The organism is Spirosoma knui, from assembly GCF_054780635.1.
In genome coordinates, this window is the sequence record NZ_BAAGVY010000007.1 from 52694 (window position 1) to 73911 (window position 21218).

Here is a 21218-nt window from a genome sequence, read left to right on the forward strand (position 1 = left end):
TTGTTTTATAACCTTGGCTGACGTTTTTGCTCAACATGTTCCTGAAGCTTCGGCAGCGTACTGTCGACAGCTCTGGCAACACTATTCATTCAATTTTCGGGTAGTAAAGCCGCGTCGAACCCGGCTGGGCGATTTCCGCGCTTTGCCCGGCGGTCTGACACAAATCACCGTTAATGCCGATTTGAATCCATACGCGTTTCTCATTACGTATGTCCATGAAGTTGCCCATGCGGACGTCAATCGGCGGAGCCAGCGACGGGTACAGCCGCACGGGCGAGCCTGGAAAGTTGCGTTTCAGCGGTTGATGCAGCCGCTGCTGACCACAGCTGTCTTTCCTTCGGACATTCTCCTGCCGCTGGTGAACTACCTGGCTGATCCCGCAGCGACAACCTACGCGAATCCGGCATTGATGATGGCGTTGAGAAGAGCCGACCCGGAAATTCGGCAGCCTGATGAAACCACCCGTGTGTTGTTACGAGATGTGCCCGAAGGTAATTCCTTCAAATTTGCCAAAAAGACGTATGTGCGCGGTACGTTACGCCGGACTTGTGTCGTTTGTAAAGAAGTATCGTCGGGTAAGTCATACGCAATTTTAGCTCATGCTTGGGTGGAGCAACAATAGAGATAGAGTACAGCTGCAAAGGCTTATACCGAGCGGACAGAAAGCACTCTGGTTATTTGCCCTGATTTGTTACTCATTTCTGACTCATAGTCCGCTCAACGCGCAATCGGTGCTGAAAGAAGGTGTCTGGGTCAAAATTGGGGTTACGACTTCGGGCGTATATCGAATCGATCAGGCGCAGCTTATCCGCCTGCACCCAGCGTTTGCTACGGCTGATCCTCGTCGACTGCGTTTGTATGGAAATGGAGGGGCGGTTTTGCCTCAGCTCAATGCAGTACAGCGTCCCGGTGATCTTCTCGAAAATGCAATTCAGGTGAGTGGTGAAGCCGATGGGCGCTTTGATTTGGGCGATGCGGTGCTTTTTTTCGGGCAAAGCCCGCATACCATTCGCTACGACTCGCTCAACCGGCGGTTTACGCATCAGATCAACCCCTATTCGGATACTACGTATTACTTTTTAACGATCGGTACGTCGCCCGGATTACGTATTGCCGATCGAGAGGCTGGTACCTTATCAAATACGCCGACTGTTACGTCGTTTGACGATTATCAGTTTCACGAAAACGATTTGTTAAAGTTGCCCAGTGTGCGTTCGGGTCGGGAGTGGCTAGGCGAATATTTGACAACGGATACAACGCTAACCATTCCGCTTGACATGCGGGGACTGCGGGCGGGCGCTCCGGTTCGATTGACGGCATCAGTAGTAGCAGGCGCAACGGTGCCGACGCAGTTTCGGGTGCGGCTGAATGACCAGTTGGTTGGCTCAATGGCCATGTCGTCGGTGTCAGGTTACGAGTACGATTACCAGGGTCTTGCCCGTACCGACACGTTTTCTATCGTGCCTACGGTAACAACCAGCCCCGTCCAACTTCAACTGACATTTCAAAAAAATGGACAGTTTTCAGCACAGGGATACCTAAACTTTCTGGCAATCCAGGCACGACGCGAACTTCGGCAGTATAATCAACCAACCTGGGTGCGAAGGTTAATGCCTGGCCAATATGCTGTTCAGCAGTCAACCGCAAACCTGCGTATCTGGGACGTAGCAAATCCGCTGGCACCCGTGAATCAGGCGTATGTACGCTCGGCTAGCCAGGAAGCGGGTTGGGCGTCGGCTACATCCGGCGACTATTTTCTGTTTACTGATGCCCAGTTGTTGAGTCCAGCCTCTGCCGTTACGTTTGCCAACCAGAATGTGCGTGGTCAGTCAGCGCCTGATTTGTTGATCATAACACCTGCTGCCTGGCAGGATCAGGCGGAGCGACTGGCCGCCTTTCGACGCGAGTCTGACAAACTCACTGTGTTGGTAGCTACGACACAGCAGATTTATAATGAGTTTAGCTCAGGTCAGCCCGACCCGACGGCTATTCGTGATGCGGCCCGCTATTTTTATCAACAACAAGCGGGAAAGCTCAAATACCTGCTATTGTTCGGCGATGCTACGTTCGATTATCGGAATATAGCAAAGCTGATTACCCCATCCCAACAGGCGAATATGGTTCCGGTATACGAAAGCCGAGAGTCACTTCATCCGGTGCTAAGCTACTCGTCAGATGATTATTTTGGCTTTATGGATGAAGCTGAAGGAGAGTGGCTTGAAACGACAACGGGTGACAAACGAATGGATATTGGAGTCGGGCGTTTGCCGGTTAAATCCGTTGACGAGGCTCGTACAGTAGTCGATAAATTGATTCGGTACAGTTCCGACCGGAGCTTGTCGGGCGAGTGGCAAACTAGGGTTATGCTCGTTGCCGATGATGGCGATTATAACATTCACCAACGCGACGCGGATCAACTCGCCACCGCCATCGAAACTCAATCGCCTGCCTACAAGCCGGAGCGCATATTTATAGATAGTTACGTTCAGGAAAATACAACCAACGGTCAGAAAGCTCCCCTTGTCAACCAAACCATTAACCGAGCTTTTGCCGAAGGACGGTTGATTATCAATTATAGTGGTCATGGCGGTATTCTGGACCTGGCCGATGAGCAGGTCGTTACGTTGCAGGACATTCTATCCTGGAAAAACCGACGGTTACCGTTATTCGTGACGGCTACGTGTCAGTTTGGGCGATACGACGACCCCTCAGTAAGTTCAGGAGCGGAGTTAGCATTAATAAGCCGAACGGGCGGAGCAATTGGTTTACTAACCACTACGCGCCCTGTGTACGCCAATACGAATCTGCTATTGAACGAGGCCTTTTATAAGGCGGTGTTCACCCCAATTAACGGTGAAATGCCGAGGTTGGGTGACGTAATGCGAATTACCAAAAACAACAGTTTAAGCGGACCTGTGAACCGCAACTTTGCGCTGCTCGGTGACCCATCCATGAGGTTAGCGTATCCACAGGCCGAAGCAAAGCTCACCCGCATAAATGGCCTTGCTATTTCAGCGGATCGTTCTGATACGTTACGTGCTCTACAATCGGTTGAACTGAGCGGTGAAATCCAACAGGAGCAACAACGCCTGGCTGATTTTACGGGTACAATCCGGCTCGTGCTGTACGACAAAGCAACGGTACAGACTACGTTGGGCGCTGAAGCGACTAGTCCTAAAATGAGCTACCAGGCTTATACCAGTCCAATTTTCATTGGTCAGACGTCTGTGCAACAGGGACGCTTTTCGATTCGGTTCACGGTTCCCAAAGATATTAATTACTCAATCGGGCGCGGTAAACTCTACGCGTATGCTGTACGAGCCGATAGTTTGCTGGAAGCCGCGGGTAGCTACGATAGCTTGCTGATTGGTGGCAGCGTTTTTGCTGATAGTGTTGACAACCAACCTCCTGTCGTTACGCTTTCCGTAAAAGACGGAGTTCAGGAAAACGAGACAGTGCGCGTGGCGGGGCCGGACGTAACCTTGCAAGTGAGATTGAGTGATAACAAAGGCATAAATATTGCCCGCTCGGGACTAGGTCATGAACTGACGGCCCAATTGGATAACCAGCAACCAATAGTTCTGAATGAAACGTATGTAGCTGACGGAACGGATGGACGGCAGGGAAATGTCATTTATACGTTTCGGGACATGGTGCCGGGAACGTATCAGATTCGAGTCAAAGCCTGGGACATTAACAATAATTCAACAGAAGGGGCGTTGACCATAAGAGTTTCTGAACGACCGGCCCTGACGGTGCGGGCGCTGACAAGTAGTCCGAATCCAATACAGGCCGAAGCTACCCTAACCGCTGAGCTAAATCGTTCCGGGGAGCCTCTCGACTGGACAATGGGTATTTATGATCTCAGCGGCAGGCAATATAGTCAGCGGGTCGGGCAGTGCTCAGATTGCCCGTCAACGATAAGCGTCGGAACCTGGCAGGGCGTATCGGATGCCGGACAGCCGTTACCAAATGGACTGTACATTATGACAATTCAGGTGCGCTCCACCGTTGATGGGTCAGTGGCAAATGGCAGCGGACGAATCGTCTTGACGAAATGATTTATCACCTTTAATTAACCTATTTTTTCTAATCCAACGATTCATCGTAATTTTGACCACACACGACCGCTATTTCCACCTCAACTTGTTGCTGTCGTCACCAACACTCTTTGTATGAAGCGCAATTTTTTCCGTGTTCTTCTCGGCGTAATTAGTTTTCTTCCCCTCGTCGTTTCCGCTCAAACTTCACTTACAGCTCTTAATGGGCAGGTGTTACGGGTTCCCACTTCATCAGTTCCTTTTCTCAATTTTACGCCTGACGCCCGCTCTGGTGCTTTGGGCGAAGCAGGGGTAGCCTTGGGTGATGCCGATGCAAACGCTATCTTCTGGAATCCGTCGAAGCTTGTCTTCGCCAAGCAGGACAAAGGCGCGGCAATCTCGTATACGCCCTGGCTGCGTGATCTGATTGGAGATATGTATTATACGTATCTAAGCGGTTATTCGAAGGTTGGTAAAAATTCGGTTATCGGTGGTTCACTACTTTATTTTGATCTGGGAACAGTCGACTTCACAACGGCAACGGGAGTAGCCGCCGGTACGTTCAACTCCCGCGAGTATGCCATCACGGCTTCGTTTGTGCAGCGCCTATCGCAGAATTTTTCGTTGGGCGTTGATTTAAAATATCTGAATTCCAACCTGGCCGCTGGTAGTCCTAACCCCGCGTTGAAACCGGGAGCAACAGCAGCTGCTGATATCAGTGCGTATTACCGCAACGAAACGCGTGATAATGCAACAGGTAAAGGCTTTGGTCTTGCTTTCGGTGGGATGCTGTCTAATCTGGGCGGACGAATCAATTACGGCGGCCTTGAGCGGTACTACATTCCAACAAACCTGCGTTTAGGAACGAACCTAACATTCTTCACGGACCAGTATAATAAAATCAACTTTGTGGTTGATGTAAATAAGCTGATGGTGCCGACGCCGGACATTCAAATGGTGAACGGAAAGCCAACGAACGTGAATGCCAATAAAGATTATTTCAGCGCTGTGTTTGGTTCGTTTGCTGATGCACCCGGTGGTTTTAGCGAAGAGTTAAAAGAATTTACGGTTTCTACCGGTATTGAGTACTGGTATAACGATCAGTTCGCGGCCCGCGTTGGCTACTTCAACGAATCAAACGACAAAGGCGGCCGTAAATACGTTACTACGGGGCTTGGCCTGCGCCTGCAACAGCGTTTTGGGGTTGACTTTTCGTACCTGGTGCCTATAAAACAAGGTAACCCGCTGGCAAATACCTTCCGTATTTCATTATTGATCAATTTTAACAAAGGCAGTCAGGTATTCGGTGATGAAGAAGCGCTGAGTAACGACGATTCTAACTAGATATTGACCCGACAAACTAGCGGTTGGGAGGTTAAAAGGCCTATTAAGGTCTCTTGGCCTTCCAACCGCTAGTTTGTTACGTATACGCTCCTGTTTTCAATGACACTCGACAGAACCCAGTCTCCAACATTTCAGGCAATTCAGGAAGTACGGCTTCCGGCGGTTCAGACGCATCAGTTAACCAATGGCATTCCACTGCATCTGATTGCGGTTGCGCAGCAGCCCGTGCTACGACTTGAGTGCGTTTTCGAAGCCGGAACGTGGCACGAACAACAGCCTAACAGTGCTTTCTTCGCGATCAAGATGCTGGCTGAAGGGACAAGTAAACGCTCTTCGGCACAGATTAGTGAATATTTTGATCGATACGGGGCGTTTCTGGAGTTGAGCAGCGGGCCTGATCGGGCTAGCCTGGTCGTGTATTGCCTGACTAAGTTTCTTCCGGAGGTGTTACCGGTTTTACGCGAACTGCTAACTGAACCGACCTTTCCTCAAAAAGAATTAGACGACCTACGGAACATCACCCTTCAGAACCTGCGGGTCAACTACGAAAAAAATGCGTACCTGGCCGGGGTTCTGTTTCGCGAAAAATTATTTGGAAACAAACACCCATACGGCCGAAGTCAGCGTCCCGAAGCCATTGAACAGTTGACTCGTGCTGATGTTGTCCAGTTCTACGAGTCGGTCATCCGCAATCGGCCCTTCCAGTTGATCCTGGCCGGTGAAGCGGGCGAGACCGAAATCGCCCTTATCAACGGTGTGCTGGGAAAGCTCACGCTACGTACTGATCCACTGCCAATTTCCGAATCGTTCGAAATCGTTAGTGACCATACGCCGGTGCTGACCGAAAAAGCTAATAGCATACAATCGTCTATTCGCCTGGGTCGGCGACTGTTCACCCGCGCTCACCCGGATTTTTTCAAGATGCTCGTGACAAATGAGGTGCTGGGAGGCTATTTCGGGTCCAGACTGATGAAGAACATTCGGGAAGAAAAAGGATTCACCTACGGTATTTCGTCGAACATTCCCTCGTTCCGGCGGGATGGCTATTTCCTGATTGGAACCGATGTTAATAAGGAAAATACCCAGCAAACGCTTGACGAGATTTATAAGGAAATTCGTATTCTGCAAACCGAGCCGGTGTCTGACGATGAACTGCAAACCGTTAAAAATTACATGGCGGGCGAATTTGTGGGTTCATTGAATACCCCATTCGAAATAGCGGATCGCTATAAAGTAATCTTATTCGATGGATTGCCCGCTAATTTCCTCACTACGTACATTCAGAAACTACGGTCGGTTACGGCGGACGACGTACTGGAAACCGCTACGCGCTACCTTGCGCTGGATCATTTACAGGAAGTCGTCGTTGGAGGAAAATAGGACCATTTTGAAATTTATTTACTAGTCAATTTGTTTACTAGAGTATAGAAATTGGCTTATTCATGACAAAAAGCTAATTTTGAGTTCACATTGGCTTCACATACCGGGTAGCTATAGCCGGTATCCTTCTTTATCCAAAACCGATTAGTTAATTCTTATTGATGAATATCCTTCTGATTAGCATTACTACGATAGCGGCTTACTTGCTGGGCTCTATCCCTACGGCAGTTTGGTATGGTCAAGGTTTCTTTGGTATAGATATTCGTAATTATGGCAGCGGCAATGCCGGAGCTACCAACACATTTCGTGTGTTAGGCAAACGTGCCGGTACGGTCGTCATGCTGGTTGATGTGCTGAAAGGCTATACGGCCGCTATTCTGTCGTCGCTGCTGTGGTATGCCGATGTGATTACGGTCAATGAGATTTTAACGTTTAAGATCATTTTTGGTCTGGTGGCTGTAATTGGACACTTGTATCCTGTGTTTGCCAAATTTAAAGGCGGCAAAGGAGTTGCTTCGCTGCTGGGCATGATTCTGGCGATTCATCCGGAGATGGCTGCGCTTTGCATCGGCATTTTTCTGCTGGTTGTTATTGCGTCACAGTACGTATCACTGGGGTCGATCATGGCCGCTTTAGCCTTTCCCGTATTGCTGCTGTTGCAGGTTTTTGGTCAAAAAGAGAGCCCATTACTGATTGTTTTTGGCTTCGTTATCTTTTTGATGGTTGTGCTTACTCACCAGAAAAATATTGGCCGTCTGCTTCGGGGTCAGGAAAACCGTACGATACTAATCCGACTGCGTAAGAAGCGCGAAGAATAATAAACCTGGTTTTGAATACAGGTTCGACGCCCCGTCGTTACGTTAAACTGCGTAACTTCGGGGCGAATTTATTGGTGCAGGGTTATCTGTCGTACTGGTAACCCATTCGCATGAATACATCTCTCTTCATGAACACCTATCTCGAAAGTAATAAGCAGCGGTTCTTAGACGAACTGCTCGACCTTCTGCGGATTCCATCGGTTTCCGCAGATTCTAAATTCAAGGATGATGTACGTCGGGCGGCTGAGTTTGTTAAAGACAAACTAGCCGCAGCCGGTTTAGATAAGGCTCAGCTGTTTGAAACGCCCGGCCATCCGGTCGTGTACGCCGAAAAAATAGTTGACCCGGCCAAGCCGACGGTACTCGTCTACGGGCACTATGACGTACAGCCTGCCGATCCTTATGAACTCTGGAATTCTCCGCCTTTTGAACCCACGATTCGGGATGAGCGTATCTATGCCAGGGGCGCTTGTGACGACAAAGGCCAGTTTTATATGCACATCAAAGCCATTGAGGCTATGGTGGCGACAGATGGCCTGCCCTGTAACGTAAAAGTTATGATTGAAGGCGAAGAGGAGGTCGGCTCCGATCACCTGGGTACGTTTGTGGCTGAGCATCGGGATATGCTGAAAGCCGATGTTATTCTGGTTTCGGATACGAGTATTATCTCCAATGAAACCCCGTCCCTGGAAACTGGATTGCGTGGTTTGTCTTACGTTGAAGTAGAAGTAACCGGTCCTAACCGCGATCTGCACTCGGGTGTCTATGGTGGTGGCGTAGCGAACCCAATCAACGCCCTGTGCGAAATGATTGCCTCGCTGCACGATGAGACAGGTAAGATCACCATTCCTGGTTTCTACGATAACGTAGTCGAGTTAAGCGAAGGCGAACGGGCTGAACTGGCCAAAGCTCCGTTTGATTTAGACGAGTACAAACGTGAATTAGGCATCAACGACGTAAAAGGCGAAGCGGGCTACTCCACCAACGAGCGGACCTCGATTCGGCCGACGCTGGACGTAAACGGTATTTGGGGTGGGTATACCGGTGAAGGCGCTAAAACCGTATTGCCCTCGAAAGCGTCGGCAAAGATCAGTATGCGCCTGGTGCCTAATCAGACGCCTGATGAAATTACGGAATTGTTTACGCGGCACTTTACAAGTATAGCTCCAGCGAGCGTAACCGTTAAGGTGACACCGCACCATGGCGGAATGCCCTACGTAACGCCGGTTGACTCGGTCGAGTTCGAAGCGGCTAGCAAGGCGTTTGAAGAAGCCTGGGGTAAAAAGCCAATTCCGACTCGCGGGGGCGGAAGTATTCCCATTATGGCGTTATTTGAAAAGGAACTCGGTCTTAAGTCAATCCTGATGGGCTTTGGATTAGATACTGACGCTCTGCACTCGCCGAACGAAAGCTATGGTTTGTTCAACTTCTACAAAGGAATTGAAACCATACCTTATTTTTATAAACACTACGCGGCCCTTAAACAATAATGTACAGGAGCACTCCTAAACGCTCCATCCTTAACCTGCTCTTGCCTTATGAAGAAAACGCTGTTGGTTCTTTTGCTGAGTTGTTTGGCCGCAATAGTTGCTTCGGCTCAGCAAACGCCAGCGACTGCCCCGAAAACTACGGCTCCGGCTGCTCGTACACTCACGCCTGCTGAACAGCGGCAAAAAGAAAAAATAGACCGAGAAGTACAGCGGGATCGACAGATTCGAGCCGAATGGGCGCAAAAGCAACGCGAATACGAAGCAAAGCAGGCCGAAAAAGAACGGCAGCGGCAGGCCAAGAAGGCTGAGAAAGAGCGCGGACAGCAAGAGCGGGAGACACCGAAGCCAGCGGCTACTCCACCTGTTAGCGCACCGGTAGCAGCTCCCGCAAATCAACCATCTGAGCCTTCGACTCCGCCAGCAGCCGAACCAACGCGAAAACAGCGACGGGAAAAAGCGAAGAAAGAGACCGTTACTGAACCTGCGCCAGTTGTGCCAATCACACCGGAGATAACGACTCCAGCTCCAGAGCCGGTTAGCGTAACCCCTAAAGCTACCAAATCCGAACGGCCAAAACGGGTTAAGAAAACGGACGCTGAACGGGTAGATTCTGTATCGACAAGCTCTGCCTCAGCCGAGCCGACTATGATTCGACCGAAAAAGGAGTTTTTGCCGAAAGGACACTTATTCGAGCCGATCCTACTCGACCCACTGGAAGCACAGACGTACGGGAGCGTACTGCCACTCTATTATACCGAGGGCAAAAAGTATCCTGGGAGTATCGTACCGTTCGCGTTTGGGTTTGCCAAGCCCTTCTACCGACGGACTACAGCACCAGGTCATTCGGAAGAATGGGTACTGGATTTAGCGTCGTTTACGCAGTTTGAAGCGTTTCACGACGACAAGTTGAACAAGGCCCGTCGGCAGATCATGAATAATGATTACAAAATCAGTATCATTTACAACGTTCGGCGGGAAGCTGCTACGTGGCGGTTCAGAGTCTATCATCTGTCGTCGCATTTAGGAGACGATTACATTTATCGAAACCAGATAACGGCTCCCTCGCCAAATGCTGTCAACTACGAACTGCTCGACGTTACGTATAGCCGAATGGTTACGAACTGGCGGTTGTACGGTGGGCTTGGCCTTGTGTTACGTAAATCGGAAGAGCGCAAGCCGTTGAGCGCTCAGTTTGGCGCTTTTTACAAAAAGCCATCCGAAAAAGCCGCACGTTTAGTCGGCGGAGTAGACGTGAAGTTCTGGCAGCAAACCGATTTCAAGCCGGGTATTCACGGTGGAATTGGCTTCGAGCTTGGCCGTACGCAGAATAATCTTACCTTTTTATTGGAAGGATACTCGGGCTTCCGGCCTTACAGCCAGTTTGAAAGTCAACAGACATCCTGGATAGGCTTTGGGTTATACCTAAATCCCTTTTAAACCTCAATAATTGCCTTAACAACGCCATTGGCCGGATCGAGCCAATCTACAAACTGAACAGGTACATCAAGCAGGGCAGACCGGTGCGTAATCCACGGCGTGGTGTCCAGGTCGCCCTGCTCAACGCGCTGGATGAGGTGCGTGAACGTACTTGGAAGTGCATTTCGGCTAGCGAGCAGGGTTAGCTCTTTGCGGTGAAACATAGGGTCTGCGAACGTAACATCGCCCTGAAATAAGCCGACGTAAACCAACGAACCGCCCGGTCCAACGTACTCAAACGCTTGCATCATAGAAGTCGGGTTACCCGTCGCATCGAACACAATCGTCGGCAGGTCACCGGCAAACGCCTGTCGAAGCTGATCTGAAAACGGTTCCACGGCTGAAACAGTAGCTACACCCGGGAAATGCTGTTGAATAAACGAAAGGCGCTTCGGCTCCCGGTCGGCGACTACGATTGTGCAGCCCAGCGGTCGGACGCTCTCCAGAACGGCAAGGCCAATCGGCCCGGCGCCAATGATTAGGACAGCATCATCGGACTTAGGATTGGCTCGTTCAACGGCGTGAGCGCCAATAGCCAGCGTTTCTATTAATGCCAGCTGGTCGAATGTTAGTTGAGAGGAGGGATGTAGCTTCTCGATGGGCACGACCAGTAACTCCCGCATACCGCCGTCGGTATGGACGCCCAGCACCCGCAGGTTCTCGCAGCAATTCGACTTTCCCCGACGACAGGCCGCACACTGACCGCAGTTTAAATACGGCTCCAGCGCACAACGGTCACCAACGCGTACTCGTTCAGAGGGTTCACCCAGGGCCAACACCTCAACGCCCAGTTCATGCCCTAGTATTCGCGGGTAATTGAAAAAAGGCTGCTTACCCCGATACGCGTGCAGGTCAGTACCGCACACCCCAATACGATGTACCCGAACGAGCGCTTCGCCGGATTTGGGTTGTGGGGGCGGAGTCGTTGTGGTAAGGGTTAACTGACCGGGTGACTGGAGAACTAGAGTATTCATAGATGCTTAAGGGGTGATTCAAACCCGAGTACGTAACAACTAAAGTGTCTGCTGCGCTTTCTCTTTTAATCAAAAGCCAAATGTAATGGTACAAACTAAATTGGCCTAACCACAACTTATTCCCTTTACCGTACATTTGCATTTTACAAGCACGTATGAATTTATCTGCACTTACGGCGATATCGCCCGTCGATGGTCGGTACCGTAAACAAGTTGAGGCACTAGCCCCTTACTTTTCTGAATATGGGTTGATTCGCTACCGCATTCGGATTGAAGTCGAGTATTTTATTGCGCTCTGCGAATGGCAACTTCCTCAACTGGCAGGTGTCGACGCTTCACAGTTTCCAGCGTTGCGAGCCTTGTTCGAAAACTTCTCGGAAGCCGACGCCTTACGAATTAAGGAAATCGAAAAAACGACGAATCACGACGTAAAAGCAGTCGAGTATTTCATTAAAGAAAAGCTCAAAGGTTCATCCGTTGAGCCGTTCCTTGAGTTCGTTCACTTTGGCCTGACCTCGCAGGATGTCAACAACACGGCCATTCCGTTATTGCTGGACGAAGCGCTTGATACCGAAATTTTACCGCTGTATCGGCAGGTGTTTGTGCGGCTGCAGCAACTGGCTGAACAGTGGAAAGATGTCGCTATGCTCGCCCGCACGCACGGGCAGCCAGCCTCACCAACGCGCCTGGGGAAAGAGCTGAACGTATTTGTTGAACGCGTCGAAAAGCAGCTTCACCTGTTATCGGACATTCCGACAGCAGCCAAATTTGGTGGGGCGACTGGCAATTTCAATGCCCATGCCGTAGCGTATCCGGATAAAGACTGGAAACGGTTCGGCGATTCGTTCGTAGAAAGTTTGGGCATGGTTCGCAGCCAGTTTACTACCCAGATTGAGCACTACGATATGCTGGCCGCTACGCTCGATGCGTTTAAGCGGTTGAATACAATCCTGATTGATCTCGATCGCGATGTCTGGACGTATGTGTCCATGAATTATTTTAAGCAAAAGCTGAAAGAAGGCGAGGTCGGCTCGTCGGCCATGCCCCACAAAGTCAATCCGATTGATTTTGAGAACTCAGAAGGCAACCTGGGTATTGCCAATGCTATCTTCGAGCATCTGTCCGCGAAGCTACCGATCTCCCGGCTTCAGCGCGATTTGACGGATTCGACCGTGCTACGTAGCATCGGTGTGCCGTTTGCGCACTCAGTTATTGCGTTAAAATCGCTGCTGAAGGGTTTAGATAAGCTTGAGTTGAACCAGGCGGCTCTGGACGCAGACCTGGAAGAAAACTGGGCTGTTGTCGCTGAAGGTATTCAGACCGTACTTCGGCGGGAGGGGTATCCACAGCCGTATGAAGCCCTGAAAGCGCTCACTCGTACGAATGAGAAGATCACCGCCAATACGATCAGGGAGTTTATTAATGATTTGAACGTATCGGACGCCGTCAAAACTGAACTAACGGCCATTACGCCCTTTACGTACACAGGGCTGTAGCGTTTACTTGAACCAACCTAGGCATAATAAAATTGCTGACGTGTAGTCACGGTGGGGACACGCGTCAGCAATTTTATTATGCCTAGCTTTCAAAAGTTTACGCAATACGTTTGAGATCAGGCTTTGGATAGCTCCGTGGCTCGAACCTGTGCTGCTTTGATGCCCGCCACCAACGTGTCTGATAAGGCACCATTTTCAAACGTCCGCAAAGCTGCTTCGGTGGTGCCACCCTTTGAGGCTACAGCTTTGATGAGTTCATCCAGCGATTTGTCGGCGGTGTTAATCAGGTGATAAGCGCCGAGCATGGTTTGCTTCACCAGTAATGCCGACACAGCGTCGTCGAAGCCCATTTGTTTACCCGCGTCAATCATGGCTTTAACAACGTAATAAAAGTAAGCTGGACCGCTGCCACTCAGAGCCGTAACCGCGTCGAGCATCGCTTCGTCGTCGAGGAATATCGAGCGTCCTGTAGCGTTGATCAGGTTCTCTACCCGGCGCAGATTAGTTAAATCCACCTCTTTCGCGGCTGTAAATCCGGTAATTCCCATACCCAGCATCGCTGGTGTATTGGGCATAGCGCGTACAACCAGCGGATGGCTTAGCTTCTCTTGAATTTGGGCGATGGGAATTCCCGCCATAATCGACAGGATAATCTGATTAGGCTGTACGACTTCACGTAACGCTTCGTGCACGCCGTTGAAATCCTGCGGCTTCACTGACAAAATAATCAAATCTGTTTCGCCAACCCGGGGCCCGATCGTATCCACGACGACTCCGGCCTTTTCCTGCTTCAGCGCTTCGGACCGATCCTGGCTCTTTTCGATCAGCAGCAGATCGTCCTTCTTCACCAGGTCATACTGTAAAAATGACTTGGCGAAAGCCATCCCCATATTGCCACAGCCTACGATTGCAATTTTCATGGTTTCAAAAAGATCAATAAACTAAAAATTAATACATGAACAGATTGCTCGTTGCCGATGAAGTGAAGCGTAGTAAAATGAAAAGGTCAGGCTATAGCCTGACCTTACAAAACTAACGACTAATAGTTAACTCATTGACCACCTTTCAGGACTTCTTCCAGTTTTTGCTCTAAAGCCTGGCCACGTAAGTTCTTGGCAATGATTTTCCCTTCTTTGTCAAGCAGGAACGTGGCAGGAATAGCCTGTACACCATACTGCTGGGCGGCTTCTGATTGCCAGTATTTGAGATCTGAGACGTGTGTCCAGGGTAGATTGTCGTTCTTGATAGCGCGTAACCACTCTGCTTTGCCTTTGTCCAGAGAAACGCTATAGATTGTAAAGCCTTTGTCTTTGAACTTGTTATACATCCGCACTACGTTCGGATTTTCCATTCGGCAGGGACCGCACCAGGACGCCCAAAAGTCGAGTAAGACGTATTTACCCCGGAGCGATGAGAGTGGAACCGGTGTGCCGGTCGTATCGCTCAATGCTATTTCCGGAGCCTGAGCACCGACCATTACACCTTTGATCCGCGCTACCCGTCCGATCAGCGATTTCGCGTGAGGACTCGTCGGGTTTTCTTTTTCAAAGCGCTGAGCTAGAGCATCATACGTAGCAAAGTCATTGTTGATATCGATAAAGTTGAGCGCAAACAACGAGACCAGCGATGTGCCCATATCAGGCAGCATTGCTTTCACTTTGTTAATGACTTCCTGCTCGGCAACCTGATATTCCTGCTCAATCTGCGTCACCCGTTTGGTGTCTTTCTTTTCGGTGGCCGCGGCAACCTGTTTGTTCCAGTTTGCTACACGCGTTTCCATATCGGTCCGAAGCGCCATGAGTTTATCATAATACTCCATGTTCTTCGACCCCGTTACGGTTGCTTTTCCCGTCTGACCCGTTTTAGCGTCCATCCGGTAGCCATCCGCGTTAACGGTCAGTGTCTCTCCGCCTTCAACCAATAAGGCTAGCTTCTGGCCACCGCCTACATTTAACACCAGCACTTCGCCACCATTCGCGACGTTACCGGTCATTGTGAACGTATTACCGGCCGCTACTTTAGTAGAATCGAGCTTGCGTGTGGGCTGGGTATTCGCTTCCAGATATACGTAGCTGCCTGGAGTTGCATTCTTGATTTTACCTGTAACGGTAAACTGCTTTGCTGTTTGGGCATTGGCCGATACGCTGAGGGCCAGTAAACTGCTTAGGCCAAAAATTAATGTCTTCATTTTGCCTGTAGTGTCTTCGCTAATAACTCATTCACTAACTTAGGATCGGCCGAACCTTTCGATTTTTTCATCACTTCGCCGACGAACATTCCTAATAGATTTTTCTTGCCTTTCCGGTATTGGTCAACCTTATCGGGCCAGGCTGACAGCACCTCTTCTACCAACGTTTGGAGAGCGTCAGTATTGCGATTCTGTACCAAACCATGAGCGCTGGCCAGGTCAGCGGGTGAAGCCTCAGGCTGATCGACCATCAAGCCAAAAACTTGCTGGGCCGCCGTCTGACTGATTACGTTGGTATCAATCAGTCCGATTAGCTCCGCTAACTGTTTAGCCGTAACCGGAAACTGCCGATCACGTACTAACTTTTCGTTCAAATGTCCCTTCACCGGACCCATAATCCAGTTAGAGACCGCTTTGTAATTCGTAGTATATACGCAAACGGCTTCATAATAGTCGGCAAGTTCTTTCGCATCGGTCAGCAAAGCCGCATCATACTCGGGCAAGCCATACTGCGTGGTGAACTTTTCGAACAGCGCAGCCGGTAGCATCGGCATTTTAGCCTGAATATCAGCCAGCCATTCGTCTGAAACGACCACCGGCGTCAGATCAGGGTCCGGAAAATAGCGGTAATCATTCATGGTTTCCTTTTCGCGCATGGCGTAACTACGGCCTGTAGCTGCGTCGAAGGTTCGGGTTTCCTGAATGATGAGTCCGCCGGTTTCTTTTGTTTCTACCTGTCTCCGAAACTCGCTGTCTACAGCCCGCATTACGTTCCGAATAGAATTCAGGTTCTTTACCTCAACCTTCGTGCCTAAGTTAGTCGACCCTTTAGGACGAATGGAAACATTTACGTCGCAACGTAACGAGCCTTCTTCCATGTTGCCGTCGCATATATCCAGGTAACGCACTAACCGGCGAACTTCGGTGAGGTACTGACCAGCCTCTTCGGCCGTGCGGATGCAGGGGTCAGTTACCATTTCAATGAGCGGAGTACCAGCCCGGTTATAATCAAGTTGAGTGGACCAGTCGCTGCCGTCATGGATCGATTTTCCGGCGTCTTCCTCCAAGTGAATGTGATGGAGTTGGATCGTTGTTTGGTAAGGCTGACCTGTTTCTGGATCTTTTACGTTGACTAGTATGCCACCGCCTATACAAATGGGCCCCTTATCCTGAGATAGCTGGTAGCCTTTGGGCAGGTCAGGGTAAAAATAATTTTTACGAGCGAAGATATTGTGACGGGTAATTGTACTCCCACAAGCCAGCCCCATCCGGATGGCATACTCAACCGCCTTCCGATTCAACTTCGGCAGCGTGCCCGGGTGTCCCAACGTAATAACGCTGATGTTGGTATTTGGCTCCGCTCCAAACGTATTGGCGTCAGCAGCAAAAATTTTACTTTGAGTCAGCAATTGGCAGTGCACCTCCAGCCCAACAACGGCTTCGTAACGGGCAAACACTTCCGGCGAAAGGGTCGCTTCGGCTACCATTTACAGAATATTATCTGGTTTCTAGCAAAGATAGCGAAAAGGCGCAAAGGGGTGATTTAAATCACATTCAACCGATATTTCAGATAGGTCTGAGCGAGCAAGGCAATCTTCTGCGGGTTAGGTACCCGGATCCGCTCATTCTGTATGGTTGATGCCGATAGTTGCTTGATTTTGTTGAACAGGGTCTGGTAGTATGTATATGCCAGATACACGCCCATTCGTGCCCCACGCGGTAAATTCATAATGCCGATGTAGGCATCATCAAAATCACGCTGAATATCCTGTTCAATACGTTGCTTGGCATCCCGCCCAAACTCACTGAAGTCTACGTCGGGGAAATAAGTGCGGCCCCGGTCGACGAAGTCGCTTTTCAGGTCGCGCAGGAAATTAACTTTCTGAAAGGCCGCGCCGAGTTTACGGGCTGGAGCGCGAAGGCGATCGAATTCATCGCAGTCTCCTTCGCAGAACACGCGCAGGCACATCAGGCCCACTACTTCGGCTGAGCCATAAATGTAGTCGTTATACCCATCAAGGCTATAATCCTGGTAATAGAGGTCCATTTCCATGCTTTTTAGAAAAGCCTCAATCAATTCGTGTTCAATTCTATACTCGCGGACGACTAGTTGAAACGATTGAAGAATTGGATTCAGACTGATTCCTTCCTCGATGGCGAGAAACGTATCGCGCCGAAAGCGTTCAAGAAGGGTCTTTTTATCGTGATCGTGGAAGGTGTCAACTATTTCGTCGGCGTAACGAACAAATCCGTAGATGGCGTAGATAGGCATATGGAATTTCCGATCAAGGGTCTTTATGCCTAAGGTAAAGGACGTACTGTACTGCTCAGTAATCAACTTACTGCATTCCAGTGCCGTTTTGTTGAACAACGCCATCATAGCTGGATACAAGGGAGGGTTAGGGTTTGTAAGTTAAATAAATTCTTTAGCAACCTCATCGGCAACGACTAATCCCGAAATCAACGAGGGGGGGACGCCGGGGCCTGGTACCGTCAGTTGACCCGTGTAGAACAGGTTGTTCACCCTTTTGTTCTTAAGAGATGGCTTTAAAATTGCAGTTTGCTTAAGAGTGTTTGCAAGACCGTAGGCGTTGCCCCGAAAAGCATTATAGTCGCTTTTGAAGTCATTATGGGCATAACTCTTCTTATAAACGATATAATTACGAATGTCTTCGCCAACGTACGCTTCAAGTCGATCCATAATCAGGTCGAAATAGCGTTTGCGGATTTCTTCTGTGTCGGTTAAATCCGGAGCGACTGGAATCAACAGGAAAAGGTTCTCGCAACCGGCTGGTGCAACACTTGAATCGGTTTTCGACGGCGCAGAGGCATAAAAAAGCGGCTTGGATGGCCACTGGGGAGTATCGTATATTTCTTTGGCGTGAACCTTGAAATCTTCGTCGAAAAACAAATTGTGGTGCTGCAAACGAGGAATCCGCTTATTGATTCCCAGATAAAACAGCAACGAAGAAGGAGCCATGACACGCTTCTGCCAGTACGTATCATCGTAATTCCGGTGCCCGCTGTCTAGCAGACTGGTTTCAACGTGGTTGTAATCAGCACCAGCTACCACAACGTCGGTCTCAAAAATTCCCTCCGCCGTTAGTACGCGCTGCGCCTTACCTTTAAAGATGTCAATTTTCTGTACAGACTGATTCAGCAGAATTTTTACCCCTTTCTCTTCCGCCAGGCTGACCATTGCCTTTACAATCTCATGCATGCCGCCCATTGGATACCAGGTTCCCTTCGCCATTTCGGCGTAATTCATGAGGCTGTACATCGCCGGCGTATTCTCGGGCGTGGCGCCCAGAAATAACACCGGAAATTCTATAATCTCAAGTAAACGTGGGTTTTTAAAAAATTTCCGGGCGTGCGATGCGAACGACTGGAAAATATCCAGCCTCGTTACGTCGTACAGTAATTTGAGGCTCAAAAATTCGGTGACAGAGCGGCTGGGCTTCCAGACAAACTTATTCATGCCAACCTCATATTTATACGACGCCTGCTTCAGAAACTCGCGCAATTTAGGACCGCTGCCCGGTTCAAGCCGCTCAAACAGCGTTTCCAAGTTATCCAGGCCAGCCGGTAAACTGATCGTTTCGTCGGGACCAAAAACGACATTGTAAGAAGGGTCGAGACGAACCAGGTTGTAGTAGTCAGAAGGTTTCTTGCCGAATCGGGCAAAATAGGTTTCAAATACGTCGGGCATCCAGTACCAGCTGGGACCCATATCGAACGTAAACCCTTCGGCTTCAAAGACGCGCGCCCGGCCGCCGGGCATACTGTTTTTTTCGAGAATTGTTACGTCGTAGCCTTTATCGGCAAGGCTGGTTGCTGCGGCCAGCCCGGCAAATCCGGCCCCGATCACTAAAACACGTTGGGGCATTGATAGGTGGGTATATTAGTTGAGGGAGTAACCCTTTGATCAGCGAATTGGTTAGCCCGTTTTCAAAATTAACGCTTCAGTTCGTACGGGATTGGCTATATAAATAAAAAAGTTGGACGGAAACCATCCAACTTTTTCGAACCTTCCTCTTTTTTAACCAAAAACTACTCAATCAATATATCTACAAGACGATAGTACGTCTATTTAGTCTCGCTTAGGCGTTGAAATGTGCGTACACTTTCAACTGATCTTTCAACTCTTTACGAGCAATGTGGATTCTGTTTTTTACGGTACCAATTGGGATATCGAGTTTAGCAGCGATCTCATGGTACTTAAATCCTCTGAAGTGCATCATGAAAGGCGTCCGATACGTATCATCAAGGCTGTTAACAGCGCGGTTGATGTCATCCTGGGCAAATGAAGAATAAGCCAGGTTATCGGTGCTGCTTTCCATAGAGTTTATGTAATGCAGATTGTCGGTTGTATCGATGAAGGTGTTCTTACGAACCATGCGTTGATAGTTAGTAATGAACGTGTTTTTCATGATTGTATATAACCATGCCTTAAGGTTCGTGCCATCCGTATACTTATCACGGTTGGTAAACGCTTTCAGCAGCGTATCCTGTAATAAGTCATTGGCATCTTCTACATCTTTAGTTAGCCGCAGTGCGAAGGGGCGCAGCGACTTGGATACTTTTCCAATATGATGAGTGAATTCGAGCGCGGTCATGGTTGTTTAAGTTTTTCTTGTTGAATCAAATCTACACAGCTATTAAACAAAAAAACAACCACCTTTTTGCTCACCTAAACTTTTACAGCCTCATTTTGTGTAAGTGGCATAAAATCAACTGTTTAAAAATTTAAAAATTTCCGTGCCAAGTTATACATAATGTGTAGACCATGAGTTAACTGTGGAATTTCCCCCCCAGATTGTGGAATGTGGGGTGTGGATATTGTTGAGCGTTTCCCCAATTTGCTTAAACATAGTTTTGTGCATCCATCCACGTATAACTGTAAAATTCCAAGAATACATGGTTGTAGGGGCTATCGGGCGCTCTATAGCCATTAGTTAGTCGATCTACTAAGATTAGCTTAGACCAGCCCTTCCTTCAATAGATCGTGCAAGTGCACAAATCCCTTTACCTGATCACTTTCAGTAACGATGACCTGCGATATATTACGTACCTGCATAAGTTGTAAGGCCGACACCGCATACTCATCGGGAGTCACGCACACTGGGTCAGTTGTCATTACATCGGTAGCCGAAAGATCCCAAAACGCCGTATGTTCATAGGCCATACGCCGAATATCACCGTCCGTGACAATACCGGCTAGTTTGCCGGTTTCATTGACAACGGCCGTAGCGCCTAACCGATTGGCCGAAATGGTGAAGATAACGTCCTTAATAGCAGTCTCTGGCAGAACGATCGGGCAGTGATTATGCGGGAAAATATCGGCAACTTTTAAGTACAGTTTTTTGCCAAGCGAACCGCCTGGATGGTAACGGGCAAAATCTTGCCGGGTAAATCCGCGGGCTTCCAATAAACTTACTGCCAGCGCGTCACCTAATGCGAGGGCAACTGTGGTACTGGTTGTAGGAGCCAGATTCATGGGATCAGCTTCGCAGCTCGCATATGCGTGTAATACGTAGGTGGCATGGCGGGCTAGATAAGAATCCCGGTCCGACACAAGAGCGATTAGCTGTACGCCCGTTCGTTTTAATAAGGGTAATAATACTTTAATCTCAGCGGTATTGCCGCTCTTAGAAATGATTAGAGCTACGTCGTTGGTCTGAATCATACCTAAGTCCCCGTGAATGGCATCCGCTGCATGCATAAATAAGGCAGGAGTACCCGTCGAGTTGAGGGTCGCCACGATTTTTTGGCCAATCAGAGCGCTTTTTCCCACGCCCGTTACCACAAGCCGCCCGCTGGAGGCTAACACCGTTTCGACAGCCTGGTCAAATTGTTCGTCGAGAAGATCGATTGCGTCGCGGATGGCATCGGCTTCAGCCTGTAGCACGGAGCGAGCGATAGTTCTGGTATTTTTTTGGACTTTCAAGGGCGGATTTGGCGATGAAGAACACTTTGGTGCGTATATTCGCTAACTTTATTAAGCAAAGATAC

The 21218-nt window shown here is 49.3% G+C and carries 16 protein-coding genes; 8 read left to right on the forward strand and 8 right to left on the reverse strand.

Annotated features, from left to right (window positions below):
* Positions 1-13 precede the first annotated feature (13 nt).
* The 7 genes from ACYVIY_RS15585 (at position 14) to ACYVIY_RS15615 (ending at position 10509) form a co-directional block, all read left to right on the forward strand.
* Positions 14-622, forward strand: coding sequence for a sprT domain-containing protein (locus ACYVIY_RS15585; protein ID WP_460977297.1), 609 nt, complete (start codon positions 14-16; stop codon positions 620-622).
* Positions 600-4061 (forward strand): type IX secretion system sortase PorU, encoded by a 3462-nt coding sequence (porU, locus tag ACYVIY_RS15590; protein WP_460977298.1) that lies wholly within the window; start codon positions 600-602, stop codon positions 4059-4061. The genes ACYVIY_RS15585 and porU overlap by 23 nt, the downstream gene beginning before the upstream one ends.
* A gap of 114 nt (positions 4062-4175) precedes the next feature.
* A complete protein-coding gene (gene porV / locus ACYVIY_RS15595; RefSeq protein ID WP_460977299.1) occupies positions 4176-5384 on the forward strand; it encodes a type IX secretion system outer membrane channel protein PorV in 1209 nt (402 codons plus the stop codon).
* A 99-nt stretch (positions 5385-5483) separates the two neighbouring features.
* Positions 5484-6764, forward strand: a complete 1281-nt coding sequence (locus ACYVIY_RS15600; protein WP_460977300.1) for a M16 family metallopeptidase — start codon at positions 5484-5486, stop codon at positions 6762-6764.
* Positions 6765-6925: 161 nt separating this feature from the next.
* Positions 6926-7582: a glycerol-3-phosphate 1-O-acyltransferase PlsY gene (plsY, locus tag ACYVIY_RS15605; RefSeq protein ID WP_460977301.1), complete on the forward strand. Its 657-nt coding sequence runs from the start codon at positions 6926-6928 to the stop codon at positions 7580-7582.
* A gap of 128 nt (positions 7583-7710) precedes the next feature.
* On the forward strand, positions 7711-9072 hold the full coding sequence (locus ACYVIY_RS15610) for a dipeptidase (protein WP_460977515.1): 1362 nt from the start codon (positions 7711-7713) through the stop codon (positions 9070-9072).
* A 48-nt stretch (positions 9073-9120) separates the two neighbouring features.
* Complete coding sequence (locus ACYVIY_RS15615) at positions 9121-10509, forward strand: DUF1207 domain-containing protein (RefSeq protein WP_460977302.1); 1389 nt, start codon at positions 9121-9123, stop codon at positions 10507-10509.
* Here ACYVIY_RS15615 and ACYVIY_RS15620 read toward each other — a convergent pair.
* Positions 10506-11522 carry a zinc-binding alcohol dehydrogenase family protein gene (locus ACYVIY_RS15620; RefSeq protein ID WP_460977303.1) on the reverse strand — a complete coding sequence of 339 codons (1017 nt, stop codon included), beginning with the start codon at positions 11520-11522 and terminating at the stop codon, positions 10506-10508. The two genes, ACYVIY_RS15615 and ACYVIY_RS15620, sit on opposite strands and share 4 nt — an antisense overlap.
* Before the next feature lie 155 nt (positions 11523-11677).
* On the opposite strand from ACYVIY_RS15620, the gene purB reads away from it, so the two are divergent.
* Positions 11678-13018 (forward strand): adenylosuccinate lyase, encoded by a 1341-nt coding sequence (gene purB, locus ACYVIY_RS15625; RefSeq protein ID WP_460977304.1) that lies wholly within the window; start codon positions 11678-11680, stop codon positions 13016-13018.
* A 116-nt stretch (positions 13019-13134) separates the two neighbouring features.
* Here purB and proC read toward each other — a convergent pair whose 3' ends face one another.
* The 7 genes from proC to ACYVIY_RS15660 form a co-directional block, all read right to left on the reverse strand.
* The gene (gene proC / locus ACYVIY_RS15630; RefSeq protein WP_460977305.1) at positions 13135-13938 is read right to left on the reverse strand and encodes a pyrroline-5-carboxylate reductase; all 804 of its coding nucleotides are present in this window, start codon (positions 13936-13938) and stop codon (positions 13135-13137) included.
* Positions 13939-14069: 131 nt separating this feature from the next.
* The gene (locus tag ACYVIY_RS15635) at positions 14070-15206 is read right to left on the reverse strand and encodes a redoxin domain-containing protein (RefSeq protein ID WP_460977306.1); all 1137 of its coding nucleotides are present in this window, start codon (positions 15204-15206) and stop codon (positions 14070-14072) included.
* A complete protein-coding gene (gatB, locus tag ACYVIY_RS15640) occupies positions 15203-16693 on the reverse strand; it encodes an Asp-tRNA(Asn)/Glu-tRNA(Gln) amidotransferase subunit GatB (protein WP_460977307.1) in 1491 nt (496 codons plus the stop codon). Before gatB ends, ACYVIY_RS15635 begins: the two co-directional genes overlap by 4 nt.
* Before the next feature lie 56 nt (positions 16694-16749).
* Positions 16750-17586, reverse strand: coding sequence for a phytoene/squalene synthase family protein (locus ACYVIY_RS15645; RefSeq protein ID WP_460977308.1), 837 nt, complete (start codon positions 17584-17586; stop codon positions 16750-16752).
* A gap of 33 nt (positions 17587-17619) precedes the next feature.
* Entirely contained in the window at positions 17620-19092 is a 1473-nt protein-coding gene (locus tag ACYVIY_RS15650; RefSeq protein ID WP_460977309.1) for a phytoene desaturase family protein, read from the reverse strand.
* A gap of 214 nt (positions 19093-19306) precedes the next feature.
* Positions 19307-19822, reverse strand: a complete 516-nt coding sequence (locus ACYVIY_RS15655) for an RNA polymerase sigma factor (RefSeq protein ID WP_077919373.1) — start codon at positions 19820-19822, stop codon at positions 19307-19309.
* Positions 19823-20184: 362 nt separating this feature from the next.
* Entirely contained in the window at positions 20185-21153 is a 969-nt protein-coding gene (locus ACYVIY_RS15660) for a KpsF/GutQ family sugar-phosphate isomerase (RefSeq protein ID WP_460977310.1), read from the reverse strand.
* Positions 21154-21218 lie beyond the last annotated feature (65 nt).

Excerpts from the sequence above, each read along its gene's own strand:
- ACYVIY_RS15600 (WP_460977300.1), top strand. The coding sequence starts at position 5,484 with ATGACACTCGACAGAACCCAGTCTCCAACATTTCAGGCAATTCAGGAA.
- ACYVIY_RS15620 (WP_460977303.1), bottom strand. The coding sequence starts at position 11,522 with ATGAATACTCTAGTTCTCCAGTCACCCGGTCAGTTAACCCTTACCACA.
- gatB (WP_460977307.1), bottom strand. The coding sequence starts at position 16,693 with ATGGTAGCCGAAGCGACCCTTTCGCCGGAAGTGTTTGCCCGTTACGAA.
- ACYVIY_RS15610 (WP_460977515.1), top strand. The coding sequence starts at position 7,711 with ATGAACACCTATCTCGAAAGTAATAAGCAGCGGTTCTTAGACGAACTG.
- proC (WP_460977305.1), bottom strand. The coding sequence starts at position 13,938 with ATGAAAATTGCAATCGTAGGCTGTGGCAATATGGGGATGGCTTTCGCC.
- ACYVIY_RS15645 (WP_460977308.1), bottom strand. The coding sequence starts at position 17,586 with ATGATGGCGTTGTTCAACAAAACGGCACTGGAATGCAGTAAGTTGATT.
- purB (WP_460977304.1), top strand. The coding sequence starts at position 11,678 with ATGAATTTATCTGCACTTACGGCGATATCGCCCGTCGATGGTCGGTAC.
- porV (WP_460977299.1), top strand. The coding sequence starts at position 4,176 with ATGAAGCGCAATTTTTTCCGTGTTCTTCTCGGCGTAATTAGTTTTCTT.
- ACYVIY_RS15650 (WP_460977309.1), bottom strand. The coding sequence starts at position 19,092 with ATGCCCCAACGTGTTTTAGTGATCGGGGCCGGATTTGCCGGGCTGGCC.
- ACYVIY_RS15635 (WP_460977306.1), bottom strand. The coding sequence starts at position 15,206 with ATGAAGACATTAATTTTTGGCCTAAGCAGTTTACTGGCCCTCAGCGTA.
- ACYVIY_RS15655 (WP_077919373.1), bottom strand. The coding sequence starts at position 19,822 with ATGACCGCGCTCGAATTCACTCATCATATTGGAAAAGTATCCAAGTCG.
- ACYVIY_RS15615 (WP_460977302.1), top strand. The coding sequence starts at position 9,121 with ATGAAGAAAACGCTGTTGGTTCTTTTGCTGAGTTGTTTGGCCGCAATA.
- porU (WP_460977298.1), top strand. The coding sequence starts at position 600 with ATGCTTGGGTGGAGCAACAATAGAGATAGAGTACAGCTGCAAAGGCTT.
- plsY (WP_460977301.1), top strand. The coding sequence starts at position 6,926 with ATGAATATCCTTCTGATTAGCATTACTACGATAGCGGCTTACTTGCTG.